The sequence below is a fragment of the Planctomicrobium stercoris genome, from assembly GCF_051465655.1.
Taxonomy (GTDB): Bacteria; Planctomycetota; Planctomycetia; order Planctomycetales; family Planctomycetaceae; genus Planctomicrobium.
In genome coordinates, this window is the sequence record NZ_CP195791.1 from 5647829 (window position 1) to 5666700 (window position 18872).

Sequence of the window (18872 nt, forward strand, 5' to 3'; positions counted from 1 at the left end):
ATTTCCGAATTGACAAGCTCTTCCTGATGCAGGATGTTGGGGCTGGCACGATCTGAAATTGCCCCAACTGCTTGAACAGGAGAAGTGGAAAGTGAATCTGGAACTGGGACGTCGTGAATTTCTCCGGCAGAGCATCCTGGGCGCAGCGATTTTTGGCGCGTCGCAGCTCACCGACGGCATCGCGACTGGCGGATTCCTGGCGCGTGCATCTGCTGCCGACGCCAATCCGTTGTTCCGAATTTCGCTGGCACAGTGGTCCTTGAATCGCGCCCTGTTCGGGAAATCGGATTTCAAACTGGATCATCTCGATTTCGCCCCGTTCGCCATGAAGGAATTCGGCATTGATGCTGTCGAGTACGTCAACCAGTTCTTCAAGGACAAAGCTGAGGACACCGATTATCTGGCCGAAATGAAAAAGCGGGCCGACGATGCAGGCGTGCGGAGCCTGCTGATCATGGTGGACGGCGAAGGTCTGATTGGCGATCCCGATGATGCAGCTCGCAAGAAGTCGTTCGAGAATCATAAGAAATGGGTGGATGCCGCAGCCCTGCTCGGCTGCCATGCCGTCCGCGTCAATGCGGGGAGCCGGGGAACCCCCGAAGAACAGCATGAATACGTTGTTGACGGTCTGCGAATGCTCACCGAATTCGCTGAAGAGCGAAACTTAAGAGTGCTCGTCGAGAACCATGGAGGACTTTCTTCCAACGGCAAATGGCTGGCGAAGGTGATCTCGGCCGTCGATCATCCCCACTGCGGGACGTTGCCCGACTTCGGCAATTTCCGGATTTCTCCCGAAGAGCAATACGACCGCTACGAAGGGGTGACCGAGCTGATGCCGTTTGCCATGGCGGTCAGTGCCAAGTCCCTGGACTTCAACGAAGCGGGTGATGAAACCACGATTGATTATCCGCGCATGCTGAAGATCGTGCTGGATGCCGGCTATCACGGATACATCGGGATCGAGTACGAGGGGCACCGTCTGGATGAGGTGGACGGAATTCGAAAGACACAGGCCCTGTTGACCCGCGTTCGCGACGAGCTGACAAAGTCAGGCACCACCGAACAGTCGTAGAGAGCCCGCAACGTGGGTGAGTTTTGAATTCCCGAAAGATCGATCGAGTCACGTTCAGTTGCACACGTCAAGCGTGCAGCTGAACCACCGTTGTTGTGATCTTCAACGGACAGCCCGTGGAAAATTGCCATGCCCGAACTGTTTGTGGGAGTGGATGTCGGCGGTACGTCGGTGAAATTCGCCCTGGCAGGAGCGGATGGGAAATTGGTCCGCGAAGGGAGCATTCCCACGGACTCGCACGAAGGGCCGCAGGCGGTTCTTCAGCGCATCGGCGAATACGTCAAACAACTGACAGCTGAAGCCGGCGTTTCGCCGGCCGCCCTGGGGATGGGACTGCCCGGCCTGGTCGATGCGAGGCAGGGAATCACGCGGTACCTTCCGAATATGACCACGCACTGGAAAGATGTCCCCGCCGCAGACATTCTTTCACGGCAGCTGGGATGCGAAGTCCGCCTGCTGAACGACGTGCGGATGGCGACCTATGGCGAACTGGTCTACGGGCACGGACGCAGCGTCGAAACCATGATGTTCATGGCGATCGGGACCGGTGTCGGCGGCGGCATCGTGATCGACCGAAAGCTGCGGATCGGTCCGCTGGGCGCTGCCGGCGAACTGGGCCATCAGACGATTGACCCGACGGGGCCGTTGTGCGGCTGCGGAAATCACGGCTGTCTGGAGACGCTCGCCAGCGGAACTGCCCTGGCCGCCGAAGGGATCCGGCTGATGCTGATGGGACTGGCCCCTGCCCTGCATGACGCTGTCGATGGAGATCCCGGAAAGGTCACCGCGGAAGTCATGGGAGAAGTGGCCCATCTGGACAATCCCGTGAAGCAGGCGATTCTCCACGCGGCATCCTATCTTGCGATCGGCATTGCCAACGTGGTTGTCACAATCCACCCGGAACTGGTCGTGATCGGGGGTGGAGTTGCGAAGCTGGGGGACCTGCTGCTGGGACGGGTGCGGGACGATATGCAGGCGCGGGTCGGCCGACTGTTTCCCGTCGACAATCTTCGCATTGAAACGTCACAGCTGGGAAGCGAAGCGGGCGTCCTGGGAGCGATCGCGCTGGCCTCGCAAGGACTGCCTGCCTAAGCGTTGAATTTGCTGCGATTTGCGTGTCTCCACGATTTCGGTGCCCCGTTTGCTCGAATTCGATTCCGCTGTTGCAACAAAGAAACCGCTGGTTTTAGAATCATGCAAATTTGGCTTTCTTTCTCTTCAACCATTTTGGTGTCATGAACAGGTCGACAGACGTCCGTATCAAGCAGGCAATCATCACTCTGGAAGAGTTTCCGTTCCGGACTCCGCTGAAGTTCGGCGGTCGAGTGATGGAAAAGCATCAGTTGATCAACGTTCAGGTGACGCTTGAGCAACGCGATCGGAAGCACGCCTTCGGCCTGGGAAGCATGCCGGTTGCTCCCGCCTGGGCCTGGCCGTCAGAAAATGTCACCATGGATCAGGCCCAGAAAGCCATGGTCGACTTCGCAGGGCGAGTCGTCGAACTGGCCGACAGCCTGGAAGATTTCGCTCACCCCATCGACCTGATTTACACCATCTCCGCGGAATATGCACATCTGGGCAAAGTGGTTGCCCGCGATCATAAGCTTCCCGAACCCCTCCCTCATCTGGCCCAGCTGGTGGCTGCCAGTGCCCTCGACGCTGCTCTGCATGACGGGTTCGGTAAGGTCAATAACCGGAACAGCTACAACACCCTGTCAGCCGAGTTCATGCACCATGACCTGGGCTACTATCTCGACGATCAGTTTGCGGGTGAGTATCTGGACAAGTACACGCTGCGCGAGCCGAAGAAGACGATTCCGCTGTACCACCTTGTCGGCGCGCTCGACCCGCTGACTCAGGCGGACGTCACCAAACCGATTAAAGATGGCCTTCCCGTCACGCTGGGAGAGTGGATCGCTGCCGACGGCCTGACCCACCTCAAGATCAAACTCGCTGGCGACGACCTGGACTGGGACATCGCACGCGTGCTGGGTGTCGAACAGGTGACCGCCGAAGCACAGGTCAAGCGCGGCTGTTCCGAGTGGTTCTACTCGCTGGACTTCAACGAGAAGTGCGAGAACGTGGACTATGTTCTGACGTTCCTGAAGAAGATTCAGGAGCAGTCCCCGCAGGCATACGACCGCATTCAGTACATCGAACAGCCGACACACCGGGACCTGAAGGCAAACCCGGACAACAAGATGCACAAGGCTGCCGCACTCAAGCCGGTTGTCATTGATGAATCTCTCATCGACTACGAATCCCTGCTTCTCTCCCGGGAACAGGGTTACAGCGGAGTCGCCCTGAAGGCCTGCAAGGGACACACCGAAGCTCTCTTCGCAGCTGCAGCCGCACAGAAGTTCGGCCTGTTCCTCTGCGTTCAGGATTTGACCTGTCCCGGCTTCTCGTTCCTGCACTCCGCCAGCCTGGCAGCCAGAATTCCCGGCGTCACGGCCATCGAAGGGAATGGCCGCCAGTACTGCCCGGTGGCAAACAAAGTCTGGGCGCACGACCTGCCCCAGATGTTCGACATCAAGAACGGAACCGTCGAAACTGGTTGCCTCACCGGCAACGGGCTCGGCTTTTAAAGAAGTTGAGTCAGGGTCGATGCCGGCCACAGCGACGTGGCCGGGCTGGACCGAGCAAAGCGAAGGAATCCCCGGAATTCACGAGTCCGTTTCTCGCAGGATGAAATGCACTTGCTGACGCAGCGTGCTCTGATCACTCAGAGCACTCAATTATCAGTTTTCTGACGGGACAGCTCCTCGAAGTAGCTTCTCACGAAGTCGGTGTACTTCTCGGGGACAGGATCTCTGTCGACGGGGACCAGTTGCCGCTGGGGATCGCGGCGGGCAAGTTCTTCCGCAATATCCTTCTCCAGCTCCAGAAGCGGACCGTAGATGGACGCGCGGACCACTTCCCAGTCGGGAGCTTTCGAGTGGCGTTTGATGCTGATCCGCTCTTGACGGACGCGGTCGCGAATCGCTGCCGCCTGTGCCCGCAGTTCCGCTGTCGTTAAAGCCTCTTCCAGGTTCTGCAACCGCTGAGACCACTCCGTGTATGAAGTCCCGGTGAGTGGGCCTTCCTCGGGTCCGCTCCCCATTCCGCCCTGAGATCCCCCCAGTCCCAGCAGCCGGTTTATGGCCTCGCTGGAGGGAGCCCCCTCCCCTTTTCCGTTCGCCCGACTCCCCCGCTGGCCCTGCGATGGTGCTGAAGAGGACGACTGCCCGGAAGTCCCGGCCCGTTGTTGACCCCCGTTCGCATCGGCGGATGACTGCCCCTGTCCGGCAGACTGGTTGCCTGCGTTGTCCATTGGCTTTTGCCCGGATGCCTGTGCCGGGGAAGCTTCGGAAGAATTGCCGTTCTCCTTGCTGGGCGACGCTTCGACCTGTCCGCTCGAAGGATCGTGCTGCGCGAGTTCCTTCTGAATCGCTGCGGTCAATTCATTGAGTTCCGCCTGAGCATACCGCAGCGATGCCTCTTCATTTCCCAGAATGCTCTCTGTTGCAGCTTCAACGCCGGCCTGAAGTTCTTCGATCCCCTTGCGTGCCTGTTGCTCTATCTCCGGAACAGAGCTGCGAATTCCCCGCTGAGTTAATTGAACGACATTCTCCAGAGCCTCTTCGGGCTGATACTTCCGAATGCCTCGCAGCGTCTCATAGAGATTCTTCGAAAGGAGCGGCTCGCTGGTCTCAGACTCCCGAACAATTTCCTGACTTCGCTCCAGAATGTCCCGGAGATCTTGTTGCTGCTGCCGAAACTCATCAGCGAGCGCATTCCCCTCGGGCAGAGCCGGATCGCCCAGAGTTTTCTGGCTCGGTCCTTTTCGGCCGGGCTCCTGCTGCAGTTTTTCTGCGAGTTCCTGTTCTTTCCGGGCAAGCTTCCGAACATCGTCTCTTAACGTCTGCATCGCAGAATCGAATTGACCGGACATCTGCTGACGGAGATTCTGCTGCATCTCGTTCAATTGCCGCTGCGCCCGAGTCCCTTCGGTAATGGCTCGAGAGGTCTGACCCTCTTTGAGTGCCTGCGCGGACTGAACGAGTCGTTCCCGCGTTACGTCCGCCTGCTCGCGGGCCTCGGGCATGCGTTGTCGAATTGGCTCGCTGTTCATCTGCTCCCGGACTTCATCCAGATGATGAAGCAGTTCTTCCTGATCCTGCTGTAGGCGCTGCAGTTGACGCTCAATCGATTGACGCTGTTCTTCACTGACATCTTCGCGAAGCGAATTCTGCAGCTCACGAATGCGGTTATTCAGGTCTTCCTGGCGCCGGGCCAGTTCTTTCAGACGGTCCAACGCTTTGACCACTTCACGATCGGCGGCAGTTTTCGCAGCCTTCGCCTGTCGCTCGGTTTCATAGCGATCACGATCATTTTTCAGCTTCAGAGCGTTGAGCTGTTGATTCATTTCATTCCTGGGAGCGCCCGGCCTGTCGCTGGCCCCCTGATTCTGCTTCAGGTGCGTTTCACGTGCCTGAAGTTTCAGCAACGTCTGATAGGCGGACTGCGCGGACGTCCGACCTTCACTCACCGGGGCGACCGCTGCTGGATCGAGAGCTCTGTTGAAGGATTCCAACGCCATCCCCATCTGCTCAATCGCCTCCCCTGCATGCTTCTGCATCAGCGGATCCGACAGGCGGGACTTCAGAGTCTCGGTGAACTTCTGGATCTGAGACTGCGAATCCCGAATGGTCTTCACTTCGGAAGCAAAGCGGTTCGAAACAGCATCGGCCGGCTCCTTGCGAACGACGTTCCAGGAAGCTGCGACCACCTGCCGTTGCAGTTCAATTAACTTCTTGCACTCTCCGCTCCCCTGGCTGCGGGAGTCCGCTGTCAGCTGCCGATAAATCTCCTCAAAGGGGCGAACTTCGGCGAAGTAGATGTCACTGAACGATCGCCGCAACTGTCCATCCGGGCCGACATCATCAGCATAGAAGTAATACGAAAACAGGTCGTCGGGCTGTACCTGAAACTTCTCCATGGCGAGCAGATACTCCGCCTGTGCAAGTTCCTGAGTCGCTGTCGTCCCGGTGAAATCAACCGTTTCCTGCGATCCGCTGGGAGTCTGAAGAATCATGCCGAAGTTCCGGACCCCAAAATCGTCCGACGCCTGGGCCTTCAACACCAACTCCTGCAGCGGTGACACACGCAGGTCTTTCGTCGGAAACGACACCTTCAAGTCTGGCGTTCGATTGGGAACGACGGTGATCAGAAACTCCGTCGGATCGCGATTGGTCCTCCCCGCGTCGTCCACGAGCTGCAGTTGAAACGTTTGCTCGCCCGGCGAACTCAATGTCCAATGTGCGGACCGCAGGTTGCCCTTGCTTGAATCGGACGTTAACTCCTGTGTCGTTGCATCGGCTCCAATCAGCCGAGCCGATGTGACCGGCTTGTTCAATTGACACTTCAGATCTAAAGCGGTCCCTTCGACCACCGTGATCCTGCGGAAGTCCTGAATCGTCCGAGGCTCAAGTGACGTGTATGAAGGAAAGGTCAGATCGGCATCTGCCTGGACGAGTGCTGGATAGTCAAACGTCGTCACAACGAAATCGTCCGACTGGATTCCATCATATTCGACACGGTACGTCAGGTTCTCTGCGACATGGGCAACCCGTCCACCGAACAGCGGATCATCCAGACTCTTCTGCATCGGATGTCGAACTTCACGTCCCTGCGGATCCACCGTGACGAGTTCCACTTGCCCCGGGAGCTGCTCGGGAAACCGGGCGAGCACCAGTAGACTCGTCCCGCGTTCGATCTCCGTGTTGCCCGGCTCGACCAACACCACCCAATCGCTGGTCGCAAATATCGAATTGGGCTGTGAACCCGGAGTGCGTGCCAAGCCGTCCTGACCGTGGATGGTTTTCAGCAGAGGAACAAGCAGCAACAGGCAAACGAAGAGGGTCAGCGCGTGAACCCCGTGCGCCAGCCACAGCCGGGACCCTGTGACCGCGCGATGCCAGTCCTGCTTCCGCAGCTGCGCGAACACTTCCGACAGCAGTTCGGATTGAAGGAATGAAAAGTCCCAGTTGCTTCCACGTGGCTGCTGTTCGATGGCTGTCAGTAACCGTGAATCCAGCTGAGGGTATTTCTTCTCGATCAGGACAGCTGCTGCATGAAGATCGGACCGACGGCGGGACGATGCGAGCACCGCTGCGATCAAAATGCTGGGCACGCCGAACAGAACAGCACACCAGGCCCACGAGTTCTGACCGGACTGCCGGAACAGAAAGATGAGGATGGCCAGCAGGCTCCAGCCGACGGCCGCTGCCCAGAGCCCTCGCAAGGTACGAAGTCGAGAGGCGACTTGATCCAGACGGCGAACCAGACGGGGATCGGACATGATGATTCCCTCGAATGAGGCGGTATCGTCCCGGGTGATGGAAACCATCATATCAGGGGGAATCTGCCTGACGAGAGCGTTATGGCTGGTTTTGCCGTCAGATTGGTTATCACCGGAATGACGGGATTTCCGCGTGAAGCGGGTTGAATGGCTCGTTCCGAGTTACCACTTCACTCCGGAGAACAATTCCGATCCGTGCGCCAAATTTGAAGTCGGGATCATCAACTTGATGATCGATGAGGCTCAGTGAGCCGCAGACTCGAAACGAATCTCACAATCTGCCAATCCTTCCTAATTCCCCAAAACTGCGAAGATAAACAGGTCGTGTCAAACTCTGCGGACTTTGACATGTGCAACCATGAAGTTTATTAGGTGATGAGGCAAAACGGATCTTTCTTCTCAAGTTCGTCTGAACGACGCAGTAGGATGGATCGCGTGAACTTGCCACGTCATGCCTTGTTTGGCATTCAAAATCTGGGGTTCGGGGCAAAGATTTTAATTTGCACCCCGTACTTTTGTATGGCAGCATGGACGCGAATGTTCGGATCAGGAGGGTTCGATGAAATCAGCTACGACGACTGAGAAAGACACCTGTGAAGAATGTTCGGAGGAATGCTGTGATGCGTACATTGCTCGGCAGAGCAGCGGTGTTGGCTGTTGCTCTCTGCGGCGGATCTGCCGCTCAGGCCGGTTGGTTCCATGGGCCAGGTTATAACGCCTGCCCTGTTTCCAGCTGTGCTCCAACGTCCTGCTACACCGCCTGCAAGGTCGAGCGGGAAACCTGTTATCGCACGGTTTATGAGACTGTCTGCGAGCCTGTGCAGGAAGTCTGCAACCGCACTGTGATGGAAACCGTTTACGAAGATGTGCAGACCACCTGCTATCGCAACGTGGTCGAACAGGCCTGTCGCGAAGAGCAGTATCAGGTCAGCCACCCCGTTTATGAAACCGGCTTCCAGGAACAGCAGTATCAGGTTCAGCGACCGGTCTACGAAACACAGTACCGCCAGGAGAGCTATCAGGTCTCCCGTCCGGTCTTTGAAACTGTGAATCAGCAAGTCTGCCGCACCGTGATGCGTCCTGTGACCGAAACAGTGAACCGACAGGTTCAGCGGACTGTCATGCGACAGGTCGTGGAAACCGTCAACCAGGAACGTTGCTACACCGTGATGCAGCCCGTTACCACGACTCGCACCGTGCAGCGTGTCGTCGGCCAGTGGGTCAATCAGCCTGTGACCGTTCCCGGCCCCGTTGTTCCGCAGGTCACCCGTGATTGCAACGGCTGTCCGCGAGTCTGCCTGACTCAGTGTCCTCCAGTGCAGTCCTGCCGCCGTGTCTGGTGCTCGCAGGTCGTGCAGTGCCAGGTCCCTTGCACAACCTATGTCCCGCAGGTGGTCCGTCAGGTCTGCCCGGTGCAGGTCTGCAAGATGGTCCCGGAATGCATTACCGAAAACTGCCCGATTCAGGTCTGCCGGATGGTCCCTGAACAGGTCACCGAAACGATTCCTGTTCGGACATGCCGATGGGTCTGCGAAACCAAGACCTGCCAGATTCCGGTCCAGGTCTGCAAGATGGTCTGTGAAACCAAGACCTGCCGCATTCCGACCCGGACTTGCCGAATCGTGACCGAAACTAAGACTCGCAAGATCCCGTACTGTGTTACTCGCCAGGAGCCCGTCACCGTCACACAGCGCGTGGCAAAGTGTGTTCCTCGTCAGGAGCAGTACACGGTGACTCGCATGGTCTCCAAAGTGGTCCCACGTCAGGTGGCCTATGAAGTCTGCAAGATGGTCCCGGTGGAAACCTGCTGTCCGACCAGCAACTGCAGCAGCTGTGCAGCTTCCGGATTCGGTGGTTGCTCCGACGGAAACTGTGCCAGCGGAAACTGTGGCGCCAACGTGGCTCCGTATGAAGCTGCCAAGCCGATTCCCGAGCAGGTGGTCGCTCCTCAGCCCAAACCGGCTGAACAGCCTGGACCGATGCTCAATCCGATGCCCGCTGGCCCGGCAGTGTAACGCTGTGAAGTCAGTTCGAGTTTGAATTGAAACGACCACTTCTTCGGGAGTGGTCGTTTTTCATTTGAACAGGACCATATCGTGTGTCGACCTGAACGCGGAATCGGAAGCGGTGCGTTCACATCAGAGTGGCATCTCCAAAGGCTGCCGGACACAATTGACTGGCAGGTTCCCTTCTTTTCTGGCAAGACGCACATCGGAAAGAGTCCGAGGTCTCACATGCTTTCCAGATACACGATCTACCGCCGTCGTCCCGACTCCGCTGGCCCGCTGCCGGAGGGGATCCGCCAGGACACCCGGTGGAGAACGCGGCATCTCCTGCGTCCCACACAAGACATGGTGGAATCGTTTCTGGCCGATCCATCCACAGGCTGGAAGGAGTTTCAGAAGCAGTATCTCCATCTTCTGGCAGAACGTTTTCACGCTCAGCGCGAGGAATTCGAAGCTCTGGCCACACTGGCCACCCATCAAGATGTCTTTCTGGGATGCAATTGCCCCACTGCCAAAAATCCCGACGTTCATCACTGCCATACCTGGCTGGCACTCGAATTCATGCAGCGGAAATTCCCCCAACTGCCGGTGACTTTCCCCAGCGAGTGAAGATTCCGGTCCAACGGCTGCTGCCGCCAATTTGAAAATTCGTCTCAAAATTTCGATTTTCCATCCAAGATTCTCTGCTCCCCGGCGAACCCCTTTGCAAATGACGGGTGCTTCCGACAAACGCACCCTTGTCCCGCACAAGTCTTGCAAGGAGTGTTCAAATGATCCGGAAACTGGTCTACGGAGCTGCAGCTGCTGCCACCATCGGCGGTCTGTTCGCTGGGAAGGAAATGTTCAGCTACGCCCGGACAGGAGTCTGTTCGGCCCGTGAACACCTGCGGAAGGAAGTCCCGGTCGAGTTCGAGATTCGTCGGGCACGCCATGAAGTCGAACGGCTTCTGCCTGAAGTGCGGAAATCGCTGCACCTGATCGCGGAAGAACAGGTTGATGTCGCACAGCTTCAGACGTCCATCGCCAATCGCGAAAAGGCACTGAAGTCCCAGCAGGAAGCGATCCTCTCTCTGAGCAGCGACCTGAAGAATGATGACGTCCGCTTCGTCTACGCTGGCCACAAGTATTCGCGACACGAAGTTGAGAAAGACCTGGCGGAACGCTTCAATCGCTTCAAGATCGCTGAAGACACGGTGAAGCGCGAACAGCAGATGCTGGCCGCCAAGGAAAAAGCCCTCGCCGCCAACCGGGAAACTCTCGAGGGGATGCTCTCCCAGAAAAAGAATCTGGAAGTCGAACTCGAGCGGCTGGAAGCCCGAATGCGGACAATCGACGCCCGAAAGCAGATTCACGGACTGGCTGTGGATGACTCCCAGCTCACCCGCGTCAAGACGCTCATTTCGACAATTGAGAAGCGGCTGGACGTGGAAGATGCGGTCCTGGCTTCCGAAGGTGACCTGAACGGCCTGATTCCCGTTGAACAGCATCAGGCCGAAGAGACTGGAGATATCACTGCGAAAATCGACAGTTACTTCAGCCAGCAGGCCCGGGACCAGGTCGCGAACGCGGACGTTGAGTGATTTCGAAAATCTCTCCCGTCAGGCCAGATTCCAAGCGAACTTTTGAGCCAGATTTCGCAGAATTTCGTTGGAGAGAGTGTCAACTCAGAGCACGAAGCGTGAGCGAGTGCATTTTACACTCGACATTTGCGGGATGCCCTTGCTCACGCAGCGTGCTCTGATCAAAGTTGAACGATGTGGCTGAAACGTTAGACGGATCTCGTTTTCCATGAAATTCACGTTCCCTCCTGAATCGCGGCCTCTGGAAGGTTTCACGCTGAAGCGTGCGATCTATCGGGGAGGGTTCGGCGAGGTGTACTACGGAATTTCTGATTCCGGTCGTGAAGTCGCTCTCAAGCTGCTGCAACACAACACAGACGTTGAGCTGCGCGGCGTCCAGCAATGCCTGAACCTGTCTCATCCCAATCTGGTGACCATCTTCGATGTCCGCAAGGACCACGATGGGGACCACTGGATCATCATGGAATACGTTTCCGGGGAGACGCTGGAGGCAGCGATCCATCGTCATCCCAACGGGATGCCGGTCGAGACGGTACGGAAATGGCTGCCGGGGATCACAGCGGGAGTCGGATTTCTACACTCCTGCGGACTGGTGCATCGTGACCTGAAGCCGGCGAACATTTTCATTGAAAACGACGTCGTCAAGGTGGGCGACGTTGGGCTCACAAAGTTCATTTCGGTTTCAAAGCAGAGTGCCCACACGCAGAGTGTCGGCACTGTCTACTACATGGCTCCCGAGGTGGCGAAAGGCCGCTACGGAAAAGCGGTCGATGTGTACGCCCTGGGAGTGATTCTCTATGAGATGCTGACTGGGAATCTCCCTTTCGATGGAGAATCGACCGGCGAAATCCTGATGAAGCATCTGACGGAACAGCCGGATCTGTCCAAGCTCCCGCCCCGATTACAAAAAGTCGTCGCGCGAGCTTTGCAGAAGGATCCCGAAGATCGCTATTCCTCGGTTCATGAACTGACAGAGGCGTTTGATGCTGCGGTCCTCGGTACGGATGTCGCAGCTCGCGGACAGCCAGTCGTTCAGCAGCAGCGGTCAACATCATCGCGAAATCAATCAAATCGACGCTGGTTTGAAATTGCGAAGCCGGGATCCCGCCGACGGTTCTCCGGCATCCTGCTGCTTTTGATATTACTGAGTTCACTCGTGGCTGCCCGCCTGGACGTTTCTGTTCCTGGCTTGCTGGGACTGGAAATGGGTCTGCTGGCAGTCCTGTTCGCCGTTTTTCGTTGGTTTCCACGAAACTCAGAAAAGCATCTCTCCGCGGAAGAACTGATTTCGCGCTCACGCCCCGTGAAGCAGAAGGAGATCGCACGACGATCGAGCCCCATCAGTGCAGCATTGAAGTCCAACATCCTTGCTGTCCCGACGATTCTGCTTTTGAGCGGACTGCTCGCCGCATTAAGGCCCTCGCTGTTTTCCCTCAACCACTCAGACAAGATTGACCCCGGGTTGCTGGGCTTCTTCATTTTCGTCTCGGTGCTGGCGAGCTGGGGGGTGGGCTTCCTTTCAGCACTCTCTGCTGACGCCCGACACAACGGGCGATCCTCACGCTGGTCGAACGCTGTGATTGGATCGATCGTTGGAATCCTCGCGTGGAAGCTGGACCAGTTTCTGCTGGTTGATCTCCCCGCCCGAGGCGAATTCTCAACGCGTGCTCTCTTTCACCAGCTGGGCGAACATCCACTCGTTTCGCCATCGACGGGTCCAACGCTGGCGGGATATTTCGCGTTCTTCACGACACTCTTTGCACTTCGGAACTGGAGCTACCTGACGTCACCGCGACGAGAGAAACGCTTCAGCATCGGCGCGGTCTTCATGACGCTGTTCATCGCCATACTGACGACAAAGGCGTTCGAATTCCCACTGCCGTGGGGACTGGCCTGGGCAGCGGTGGTCGCCTGCAGCGTGCAGCTTTCGAGTCCCTGGAACGATTCCTCCCGGGCCCGATTTATCGATCACCGATGAACGGCGAACGGGAGATGTGAGTCTTCCGAGAGTCGATGACAGTGTTTTCATCGGGAGACTCACGTCTCCCGCTCGCAATAGCATCAACTTTTATCGCGTCGAGAAGAGTCGTATGTCGATCATGATTTTTCCATTGATGTTTCTGGCTGTTCTCCTGTTCATGGGACTAGTGGCCGTCGTCTTTCTGGTCTCATTGATCAAATTCGGCTGGATGGCAATCACCTCGCTCGGTCTGGGTGGGGTGTTACTGCTGGCGGTTGTCGTGGTGGGTGCGATGGAGTTTTCGCGGCATCAACACCACTTCGCGGGTCCCCATAAAATGAAACCCCCGAGGTATCATCTCCCAGCACCGGCTCTGCGCATCCCCGATCCTCCGCCCGCTCCGCAGCCACCGGTGATGTTACCGTCCGCCGTTCCATCCCCTCCTGAGATCGCAGCGACAACTCCTCCTGTCGTTCCCACTCCTGTCTTGAGTTCCGACGCAACAGGGCAACCTCTCAATGCTTCCGATCCCATTTCCATCGTCGAGGTGATTCACGATGCGACGGGCCGGGAGATCAGCCGCAATGAGCTGACTGTTGTTCCTGACTGGGTGAATGCTCCTGATGCCGTCACCCCCAGCGGCTTCGAAGAGGTGCTGCATTCACAGCGATTCGCCACCCCGGAAGAGGCGAGACAACAGCTGTGGCCGGTCCTGCAGACACGGATCCTCGATGAGCTCGCCCACAGCCATGCCGACGTACGACGGTGGATGCCGAATCATCACGACATCGAACACGCAGGAGTGATCGTGAAGGAATGCATCGTCGCATTCCCTCTGACTGTCGGTGACTTTCAAGAAAGCGTCTCACAGGTTCACTGGCTGGTCCGGCTGGATCAGCAGACGACTCGTGACCTGCTGGCCCGGTGGAAGCCATCGCTGGTGAATCGCCGACTGTTTCAGGTGGCGAGCCTGTTCGGCGCCGCCATGCTTGTGATGGGCGCCGGAGCCATCCTGCTCCGACGGTAGCCAGATCACCAAGCAGGAAGGCGGAGGGACCCTTCAGCTAGATTGCATCGACTCTGTATAGGCCACCCCCAATGATATGACTCAAAATAGAACCACGGAATGCACGGAATTCACGAAAAAAGAATCCACAATGTCAACCACGACTCGGGCGAAGAGGGCGAATGGATGAGCCACGTCGTTACCATCTGCCCGGAGAATTCACACACTGGAAATTCGTCGAAACCAAAATTCGTCAGATTCGATTGGTTTGCGGCTCCTTTCCGTGAATTCCGTGGTTGAAGTTCTCCCCTGAGACAGGGGCTAGCTGCGATCATTTCCCCGCTCCTCCACATTCCAGCCTGTCAATCCGTTCACCATTTCACAAAATCGCTCTCGACCCGGTTTCGCAGTTTCCGGTAGAGTCCCGCCGGAAGGGATTCCGTCGTTTCAACCCATACTGAGAAGTCATGTCGGCAGGGACAGCCACACATCGTCAAGGATCGCTGATTCAGGCACTGGGCAAGCTGGTGCTCGACTTTCTGGCGCTGATGGGCGACCTGACCCTGTTCTCGCTGAAGATGACCAGCTGGATTCTTCCCGGATGGCCGCGTGGCACTGTTCTCTGGCCGGTGATGTTTCAGATCGGAGTGCAAAGCGTTCCGGTGATTCTGGTGACCGGCGGCTTCATTGGTATGGTGCTGGCCATTCAGGCCTATGAACAATTCGCCATGATGCACATGGAGAATCAGCTGGGCACGGTGGTTAACGTGACTCTGTTGAAAGAACTGGGGCCGGTGCTGGCAGCGGTGATGCTCGCTGGCCGTGTTGGAAGTTCGATGGCAGCCCAGCTGGGGACCATGCGAGTGACCGAACAGATTGACGCCCTGACAGCACTGGGTGCCAATCCGGTCGCCTATCTGGTCGTCCCCCGTTTTCTCGCGTGCTTTCTGCTGATTCCCATGCTCACGCTGTTTGCAGACGGCATTGGCGTCTTCTCCGGATGGTGGTTCAGCACACAGGTCCTCAGCATCAACAGCTTCTACTACTGGCATTACTCCCGCAGCTTCGTCAACGCGTACGACCTGTGGAGCGGCATCATCAAGAGTGTCTTTTTCGGAGCAGCGATTTCACTGATCTCCTGCCACCGTGGCTTTCACAGCCGGGCTGGCGCGGAGGGAGTGGGACAGGCTGCCACGGAAGCCTTTGTGTATTCGTTCATCGCGATCCTGGCCCTCGATTTCCTGCTGGGCTTTTTCATGATGGAACTGTTCGAAGTCCTCTATCCCAAAACCGTGATTCTGTAAGGAGGGGAAAGAGAATCGAGGACAGGAAAAAGAGAAATCTCGCCCTGCCCCCTGTCCCCTGTCCCCTGTCCCCTGTCCCCTGTCCCCTGCCCCCTGACTTCCATGTCTTCGTTCGTTGAACTCCGTGGCGTCTACAAACAGTTCGGCTCACAGCCGATTCTGCGGGACATCGACTTGTCTGTCGAAACCGGCACGACGCTGGTCCTGATCGGAGAGTCCGGCTGCGGGAAGAGCGTCACGATGAAGCTGATGATGGACCTGCTCCGCCCGACCACGGGTGAGGTTTACTGGTCCGGGCAGCCCGTCCGGCAGCTCAGCGAGAAAACCATCGTCCGGGAACGCCTGAAGTTTGGTTATCTGTTTCAGGGAGCGGCGCTCTTTGACAGCCTGACTGTGTATGAAAATGTCGCCTTCAGCCTGCGTCAGAACACACGGCTGTCCGATGATGAAATCGAAGCCATTGTCCGTGAGCGACTCCGTGATGTCGGTCTGGACGTCCGGGTTGTGAAGGACAAGAAGCCTGCCGAACTCTCCGGGGGAATGCGTAAACGGGTCGGACTGGCCCGCGCACTGGCGATCGATCCAGACGTCATTCTGTACGATGAACCGACCACCGGTCTCGACCCCATCATGAGTGACGTGATTAACGAGCTGATCATGCGGACCCGCGAACGTCGACAGGTCACCAGCATCGTCGTGACACATGATATGCATACCGTTCGCAAGGTCGCTGATCGGGTCGTGATGTTTTACCCGCTGTCCCGGCTTGACCCGCACGAACCCCAGATTCTTTTCGACGGCACCGCGGAGGAGGTCTTTGAATGTGAAGACCCGCGCGTCTCCCAGTTCGTCCGGGGAGAAGCGGGGGAACGTCTCACGGAGCTGGCAGCAGCATGACGACTCATCATCGGCCCCAGACTGACCACGGGCGATATCAGTCAGCGGAACGCATTTTGACTTCCCCCGTTTCCCTTTTCTCTTTTCCCTCATCCCCTCGATCCCCCCATGAATGAACGCCAGCTGCAATACCGAGTCGGTCTGTTCGTCGTCCTGGCGATGGCGGTCGGCGCGGTTCTGATCTTCCAGTTCAGCGACTTCAAAGATCTGTGGCGGGAAACCTATCCCCTCGCAGTCCACTTCGAAGAGATTCCCGGTCTGCATCTGGGAAGTCCGGTGAAGCAGAACGGAATCACCATCGGGACCGTGCAGGAAATTGTGCTGGATGAAGAGGCGGGCGGAGTCCTGGTGATCGTCGCCATTTACGGAAATCATCAACTCCGTTCAGATGCTCAGCCGCATGTCTCGCGATCCCTGTTCGGGGATTCCAAGATTGAATTCAGTGCCGGTCGTTCGACACAGTTTATTCCGCCCCGTTCACGACTGCAGGGGCTGGCAGCCAGCGATCCCATGCAGGCCATCGAACGTCTTGAGCACACGGTCAGTACCACGCTCAGTTCCTTTGAAGCGACCAGTCGCGAATGGCAGCAGGTCGCCCGCAACGTCAACAACCTGATGGACACCAATCGCGGAAACCTGGGAGATGTCGTCGAACGGGCTGTGCTGGCGCTCGACACATTTCATGAGGCCATGCGGGCAGCCACATCCACCTTCACCGAAGCGGGCGAAACGCTCAAAGTCGCCAGCAACACACTCGCCAATGCGAATTCTCTGCTCGCCGATCCGGAGCTTCAGGCCAATCTGCGTAAGACGGCAGCCGAGCTTCCAAAAATCGCAGAAGAGACACGTCTGACGATTGCTTCTGCAAGAACTTCGATGGAACAAGTCAGCGCAAACCTCAACACGATCCAGAAAGCAACGATGCCGCTGGCGGAAGAAAGCGACGTCATCGTCCGCAAACTTTCCGGCAGCCTGGTGCAGCTGGAATCGCTCCTGACGGAGCTCAACATGTTCTCACAGGTCATCAATGCCAAAGACGGCTCGCTGCAGAAGTTCGCATCGGACCCGAGCCTGTACAAGAATCTGGAACGCTCCGCGGCAGCTCTCACTGTCCTGCTGGAGAACGCAGCCCCGGCGTTGAACGATCTGCGAATCTTCACGGACAAAGTGGCCCGTCACCCGGAACTGCTGGGAGTCGGAGGAGCAATGCGTCCCAGTACCGGGCTGAAGAGCTCGGAAGTGCAACAGGCTGGATTCTCGACTCCCGGCAAGTAATCGGCCTGTCATCTCCGCATCATTTCGCTGCAGATCCCTGCGTACCCAAATCGAGCTGACAGCTTCGTTGAGTTGGAAATTCTGAAACTAACATGAGCTTCACCGGAAGTTCATCGATCTGTTGATACTCCCTGTCACACGCGAGAGCGAAGTGCCCTGAAGTTGGGGCCGCGTCATTTCGCTGTCATAATCCCAGGGAGTTAAGATGAGCCAGTTGAGTCCGTCTTCGGTTCTTTCACCACGTCGAGCGAGTGCTCGAGGATTCACATTGATTGAGTTGCTGGTGGTGATCGCCATCATCGCCGTGCTGATCGCTCTGCTGCTGCCCGCTGTCCAGCAAGCCCGCGAAGCCGCCCGCCGCAGCCAGTGCAAGAACAACCTCAAGCAGATTGGTCTTGCGATCTACAACTACGAGTCCACCCATTCCGTCTTCCCCAGCTCCGGGGAATCCACCGACATTAATGCGAAGGACCGTCGATTCTTCCCCTGTTCCCTGTTTGTCGCGATCCTGCCCTATACGGATCAGGCACCTCTCTTCAACAGATGGAACTCCAGCGAGCATTACACGTCTCCCACCAACGCTCCACTCTCGCAGACGTATGTCGCGACCTACCTGTGTCCGTCGAATGGAGTCACCCAGAAAGACTCGCTCAACTACGGGAACACCGATTACATGCCGATCGCGTACACCGACCTGAGCCCCACCACGGGTCTTCGCGACCCGCTCACCGCCGGAACCGCATTGAATTCCGACACTCCGGGAATGCTCGGTTTCTGCAAGAAAGTCGCTGCCACGACGGACGGCCTGAGTAACACACTCTGTATCTTCGAAGATGCCGGCCGATTGACTCAGTCAGCCGGCAAGTACGACTACAGCACTGCGACCCAGTCGTACGGCGGCGTTCCTGCCAACTATCAGGCGGCTCATCTCTTCACCGTGAAAGATGAAACCCCGGGAACCTTCGGCGCCGGCGGAAAGTTCAGTGCTCCGTATCGCTGGGCCGATCCCGATAACGCCAGCGGTGTCTCCGGTGCTCCCGCGAACCGCACCACGATCATCAACAACAACAAGACCGGTTCCACCGCGACCAGCGGCAACTGCCCCTGGAAGGACAACAACTGCGGCCCGAACGACGAACCGTTCAGCCTTCACACCGGCGGCTGCCATGGACTCCTGGGAGACGGCAGCGTCCGATTCCTCTCCGAGAACCTCGACACCCAGATCGTCCGCCGACTCTGCAACCCGATCGACGGTGAAGTCCTCGGCGAGTTCTAGAACGGTTTTGCAATAATCTACTGCGTTCCGCAGGCGATCATATGGACTTTCAAGCGATGGGAATCCTGAATCGCCTGCACATGATAGACCAAACTGGTCTAGAACGAGCCTCACAAAAAGAGTGGCGTTCCGGCGGCGATAAACACAGTTTTT

13 protein-coding genes are annotated in these 18872 nt (G+C 57.3%); 12 read left to right on the forward strand and 1 reads right to left on the reverse strand.

The window, feature by feature from the left end; translation table 11 throughout:
• Nucleotides 1-58 precede the first annotated feature (58 nt).
• From SH661x_RS22895 to SH661x_RS22905, 3 genes are all read left to right on the forward strand, one after another.
• Nucleotides 59-1072 (forward strand): sugar phosphate isomerase/epimerase family protein, encoded by a 1014-nt coding sequence (locus SH661x_RS22895; RefSeq protein ID WP_437226424.1) that lies wholly within the window; start codon nt 59-61, stop codon nt 1070-1072.
• Between the two features lie 129 nt (nt 1073-1201).
• Nucleotides 1202-2164, forward strand: a complete 963-nt coding sequence (locus SH661x_RS22900; protein WP_437226426.1) for an ROK family protein — start codon at nt 1202-1204, stop codon at nt 2162-2164.
• A 143-nt stretch (nt 2165-2307) separates the two neighbouring features.
• Nucleotides 2308-3660 carry an enolase C-terminal domain-like protein gene (locus SH661x_RS22905; protein WP_437226428.1) on the forward strand — a complete coding sequence of 451 codons (1353 nt, stop codon included), beginning with the start codon at nt 2308-2310 and terminating at the stop codon, nt 3658-3660.
• Nucleotides 3661-3806: 146 nt separating this feature from the next.
• Here the strand turns inward: SH661x_RS22905 and SH661x_RS22910 are convergent, their stop codons facing one another.
• Entirely contained in the window at nt 3807-7466 is a 3660-nt protein-coding gene (locus SH661x_RS22910) for a hypothetical protein (RefSeq protein WP_437226430.1), read from the reverse strand.
• Between the two features lie 569 nt (nt 7467-8035).
• Between SH661x_RS22910 and SH661x_RS22915 the strand changes: the two genes are divergently transcribed.
• The 9 genes from SH661x_RS22915 to SH661x_RS22955 all read left to right on the forward strand — a co-directional run bounded on the left by SH661x_RS22915 (nt 8036) and on the right by SH661x_RS22955 (nt 18719).
• Nucleotides 8036-9430: a hypothetical protein gene (locus tag SH661x_RS22915; protein WP_437226432.1), complete on the forward strand. Its 1395-nt coding sequence runs from the start codon at nt 8036-8038 to the stop codon at nt 9428-9430.
• Between the two features lie 219 nt (nt 9431-9649).
• Nucleotides 9650-10030: a DUF488 family protein, N3 subclade gene (locus SH661x_RS22920; RefSeq protein ID WP_437226434.1), complete on the forward strand. Its 381-nt coding sequence runs from the start codon at nt 9650-9652 to the stop codon at nt 10028-10030.
• 161 nt (nt 10031-10191) lie between these two features.
• Nucleotides 10192-11001: a hypothetical protein gene (locus SH661x_RS22925; protein WP_437226436.1), complete on the forward strand. Its 810-nt coding sequence runs from the start codon at nt 10192-10194 to the stop codon at nt 10999-11001.
• Between the two features lie 208 nt (nt 11002-11209).
• Nucleotides 11210-12979 carry a serine/threonine protein kinase gene (locus SH661x_RS22930; protein ID WP_437226438.1) on the forward strand — a complete coding sequence of 590 codons (1770 nt, stop codon included), beginning with the start codon at nt 11210-11212 and terminating at the stop codon, nt 12977-12979.
• 112 nt (nt 12980-13091) lie between these two features.
• Complete coding sequence (locus SH661x_RS22935) at nt 13092-13988, forward strand: hypothetical protein (protein ID WP_437226440.1); 897 nt, start codon at nt 13092-13094, stop codon at nt 13986-13988.
• Nucleotides 13989-14434: 446 nt separating this feature from the next.
• Nucleotides 14435-15271, forward strand: coding sequence for an MlaE family ABC transporter permease (locus tag SH661x_RS22940; protein WP_437226442.1), 837 nt, complete (start codon nt 14435-14437; stop codon nt 15269-15271).
• Between the two features lie 102 nt (nt 15272-15373).
• Entirely contained in the window at nt 15374-16168 is a 795-nt protein-coding gene (locus SH661x_RS22945) for an ABC transporter ATP-binding protein (protein WP_437226444.1), read from the forward strand.
• Nucleotides 16169-16276: 108 nt separating this feature from the next.
• Nucleotides 16277-17443, forward strand: coding sequence for an MlaD family protein (locus SH661x_RS22950; protein WP_437226446.1), 1167 nt, complete (start codon nt 16277-16279; stop codon nt 17441-17443).
• A gap of 205 nt (nt 17444-17648) precedes the next feature.
• On the forward strand, nt 17649-18719 hold the full coding sequence (locus SH661x_RS22955; protein WP_437226448.1) for a DUF1559 family PulG-like putative transporter: 1071 nt from the start codon (nt 17649-17651) through the stop codon (nt 18717-18719).
• The last annotated feature ends 153 nt before the right edge of the window (nt 18720-18872 follow it).